This window comes from Methanobrevibacter sp. UBA212, from assembly GCF_905233225.1.
In the GTDB taxonomy this organism is placed as follows: Archaea; Methanobacteriota; Methanobacteria; order Methanobacteriales; family Methanobacteriaceae; genus Methanocatella.
This window is the reverse complement of the sequence record NZ_CAJODJ010000047.1, coordinates 21,595-24,623: the sequence shown is the minus strand read 5'-3', so window position 1 is coordinate 24,623 and position 3,029 is coordinate 21,595. Positions and strand designations below refer to the sequence as shown.

The window sequence follows — 3,029 nt, the reverse complement described above, 5'->3', positions numbered from 1 at the left end:
ATTACTTATTGTACTGGGTGATTTATGTGCATGATAGAATTAAAATAGCCAAGGAGTTTGCAGAAACCATCAAATCAGATGACATTAAATTAATAATGTTATTCGGTTCTGTAGCTCGTGGAGACGACAGCGAAGAGTCAGACATCGATATCTTAATCGTATCTCCAATTGCAGATAAAATCAAACCTGAAATCCACAAAATCGCCATGGATATAATTCTATATCCCCAAGATTAATGACAGAAGACGAATTCAAAAAAGTAGAAGATTATCCATTCTTAACTAACGTACTTAAAGAAGGTGTAGTAATTGGATAATCCGAAAGATGCAATCAATGTTAAAAAGTCAGTTAATCTCAAGTAAAATGTTATATGAAGGCGGACAATATAGGGACTCAGTCACCATGTCCTATTATGCGATGTATTCATCTGCTTTGGCATTACTTCTTAAAAAGAGCATTTCCCCAAAAACCCATGAGGGAACCTTAAGACCACTTGCCAAGGAATACGTCAAAATAGGATTGCTTAGCAAGGAAACCTATGGATACCTTTATGATGTTACGGTTATTCAAAAACTTTTACAGAAGAAGATGCTGAAGAACTTATTTTACAGGCTGAAAAATTCATTAATGAAGTGGAAACTTTATTATGATTTTTTTTAAAAGGGGAGGGTAAGAAAATATTATTTAAAATAATATTTTCTTTTTATTTATAGTATAATATCATATTTTAGAAAATTAGGGTCAACTTTGTAACCTAATTTTCGAAGTTCAATAGCTATGTCTTTTCTAATGGTTTCAAACTCTTTTTCACTTTCTGCATTCATATTAAAAACTAATTCAAAAGGTTTTCCAATATTTTTTTCACGTAATTGTTTTAGTGAATTTTCGTCAAGTTCAATTTTAGACTCATATTTTTTGAGAACATCTATTAAACCATCAGGATTTTCTTTTAGGTTATCAGTATTTTTAAACCTAATATGAGTTGTATTTCCTCTCATTTGTGGATTTTGTCCATTCAAGATTATCACCTCCGTTGATTGATGATGAGTTATATATAATGGGGTATATAAAAAAGTTGAGTGAGAGCATGTGAAATCTATTCTTCATCTTTTTTAAAACTGCCACTGTGACTCTATGCTTTTTTCTTTCAATGAGATTACAAAAAATATAATAGCTATTATATATAAATAATATAATATGTTAGATAATAAAAAAGATAATATTAGTTGGACAAGGTTACTGGCTGATTCACAATAAAAAGAAATACAAAAAACGTGACTTTTATCAGATACTAACATTGAAAGGCAGCTGCACAGATATAGAAAAGAAAGCCAAAAAATTGGGTAATAATAAACTGGTTGCAATGTATGTGATGGATTTAATCAAAGATAATAAATCTTTGGATTTCCATCCAAACTACGTAACACTAAAAGATGGAACTCAAATTGACAAGGCAGAATATGTGGACATGGCCATAAGGGTGGAAGCATACATCAGGGCAAACAAAAGGCTTCCGGCTATTGTATACAGAATGTCAACACTTCCTGACTATAACGATTCCACAATGAAACTGTTTGTCAAAACATTCAATTTCAAAGGAAACACCATTGATGAAGCTTTGGCTGTTATAGCAAAGAAGAAATTATACAGCAAATACTTTGATTCTCAGAAAACTGACAAGAAAACAATAAATGATGCAAGTCAGGGAAAAGGCTCCAACTGTGTGGACTGGGGACAGGTATATTACAGAATAGCCAAATCATTAGGCTATGATGTGCAATTTGTCCATGTCAAATGCAGGGTATCCGGAACAGGACATATAAGATTAAGACTCAAGCATAAGAAACATACTGGGGGGAACTGGATTAACAGAGATCCGGCTGCAGTAGCAGATACAACTTCAGGTAATGTCAGATCCATCTGGTGTGAAGACGGCTATCTCATAGCTTATGATCCAAGCTGGATTTTCACTGATTTATACTCAAGTTAACAGTTAATGTTAACTTATTTTATTTTTTACATTAATAATTAGCTTTAACTATTAAAACTAATTTTTTAAAACTGTTTAATTCAGTTTAAAGAATTGAAACTAATTTCTCAAATGAATTTTTTCATGAATCGATTATTAATCAAATGCTCTCACCATTTCTTTAAATACTTTCCATAAAAGACATATTAATTACCCATACATGGGGAGGTGCATATGGAAAATGATTCGTAAAACCGACAGCAGTTTATTAAATTGGATTTATAAGTATGTAGTTGACTTTACTCTTGAAAACGACAACTCAGGTTTGACCTGGGAGAGTACAAATAAGGAAGCATTGAGTTTCATGAACAGCATTCCCAAAAAAGAAAAAGTTCAAAAATATGGAATATATGCCGCCAAAAGCTATCTGTTTTCAGTGATTGAATTCAATGATATTAAGGAGGGTCTGGAAAAAGGACTAATTTCTGAAAAGACATGCAAGATGATTTACACTTGGAATAGTGAGGTCGGACGTGAAAACTGGGATATGGATGATGTTATGCATGCATTATATCCAGCATTCGGAAGGCACATAAGCAGGAATTTCCTTTATGCTGCAATTAAAGAGTTAGTGGACCTTGGAGTCATTGAATGCGTCAATCCCAAAGAAATACATGGCAGAATGTATATAATAACCGAAAAGGGTGAAAGAGTACTTGGACTGCTATAATTCATTATTTAAACCGAAATAACATTAACACTCACCATCAGCTATTCAAAAACCACATCCGCAAACCATTGCATATATACTCCACTTCAAAAACCAGAACCTAAACCAAAACGCCAACTGTTAATGTCAAAACCATTCCATTAAATCAAAAGTAAAATGCTAGCTATTAATTTTATCGTATGTAACATCCATTATTCTATAGGCGATGTGTGAATGAAAAATGGGTGGCTCAAATCTGTAATGATAATTTTATATAAAAGTAATAATAAAATATTATATTAATTATTATATACAGGTTGTAATAGCTATGGCCAATATAAATAATACCTC

At 32.1% G+C, this 3,029-nt stretch carries 5 protein-coding genes; 4 read left to right on the top strand and 1 reads right to left on the bottom strand.

Translation table 11 applies throughout. The features are described from left to right. Together QZ138_RS10165 and QZ138_RS10160 are read left to right on the top strand one after the other, a co-directional pair. The coding region (locus tag QZ138_RS10165) for a nucleotidyltransferase domain-containing protein (RefSeq protein ID WP_292888922.1) at positions 1 to 236 on the top strand (236 nt) is incomplete at its 5' end. Between the two features lie 97 nt (positions 237 to 333). Beyond that, entirely contained in the window at positions 334 to 660 is a 327-nt protein-coding gene (locus QZ138_RS10160; RefSeq protein WP_292888921.1) for a HEPN domain-containing protein, read from the top strand. A gap of 47 nt (positions 661 to 707) precedes the next feature. On the opposite strand, the gene QZ138_RS10155 is transcribed toward QZ138_RS10160, so the two are convergent. Beyond that, entirely contained in the window at positions 708 to 1,019 is a 312-nt protein-coding gene (locus QZ138_RS10155; protein WP_292888920.1) for a hypothetical protein, read from the bottom strand. Between the two features lie 278 nt (positions 1,020 to 1,297). Between QZ138_RS10155 and QZ138_RS10150 the strand changes: the two genes are divergently transcribed. Both QZ138_RS10150 and QZ138_RS10145 read left to right on the top strand, forming a co-directional pair. Further along, complete coding sequence (locus QZ138_RS10150; protein ID WP_292888919.1) at positions 1,298 to 1,990, top strand: pseudomurein-binding repeat-containing protein; 693 nt, start codon at positions 1,298 to 1,300, stop codon at positions 1,988 to 1,990. A gap of 220 nt (positions 1,991 to 2,210) precedes the next feature. Continuing rightward, entirely contained in the window at positions 2,211 to 2,699 is a 489-nt protein-coding gene (locus QZ138_RS10145) for a hypothetical protein (RefSeq protein ID WP_292888918.1), read from the top strand. The last annotated feature ends 330 nt before the right edge of the window (positions 2,700 to 3,029 follow it).

Bases quoted from the DNA above. Each gene is read 5' to 3' on its own strand.
- QZ138_RS10145 (WP_292888918.1), top strand. From the start codon at position 2,211: ATGATTCGTAAAACCGACAGCAGTTTATTAAATTGGATTTATAAGTAT.
- QZ138_RS10160 (WP_292888921.1), top strand. From the start codon at position 334: ATGTTAAAAAGTCAGTTAATCTCAAGTAAAATGTTATATGAAGGCGGA.